This window comes from Vibrio sp. 1078-1 (assembly GCF_033340475.1).
In genome coordinates this window covers 1-514 of sequence record NZ_JAWOWM010000927.1, presented here as the reverse complement: position 1 = coordinate 514, position 514 = coordinate 1, and the positions used below count along the sequence as shown (strand labels likewise).

The following is a 514-nucleotide window of genomic DNA, read 5'->3' as shown; positions in this document are numbered from 1 at the left end:
AACCAAGATCTACAGCGTTACTTGGATCTAGAAAGTCGATTGCGTAATGCGATCTCGAACCAACTGCTCGAAATGTACTATCAGCCAATCATTGAATTGAAAAGCGGTAAAATTGTTGGCGCAGAAGCATTGATGCGTTGGAACGATGAGAAGTTTGGTTTCGTCAATCCAGAAGAGTTCATCTCGATTGCAGAGAAAAATGGGTTGATTCATCAACTTGGCGAGTTCGCCATTCAGCAAGCGTGTTATCAAGCAGCACAGTGGCAATCCATTTCGCCGTTGTTTGTATCGGTGAACTTCTCTAGCGTTCAATTCCGCTATTGTGATCGCTTATTGGCGTTCATTAGGCAAAGCTTAGAAGAATCGGGTTTGCCTGCTGAGCAATTTGATGTCGAGGTAACCGAAAGCTTGTTGTTTAACCATGATGATGAGTTGGTAGACATGCTGGATAACCTACGTGCGCTCGGTACCAAACTAACGATTGACGACTTCGGTACGGGCTATTCTGCACTGA

Annotated in this window: 1 protein-coding gene; it reads left to right on the top strand. The window is 44.6% G+C overall.

The genetic code is table 11. The features are described 5' to 3' along the window. Window positions 1–514 (top strand): EAL domain-containing protein (locus R7190_RS30895; protein ID WP_318138347.1); only part of this gene is annotated, 514 nt, incomplete at both ends.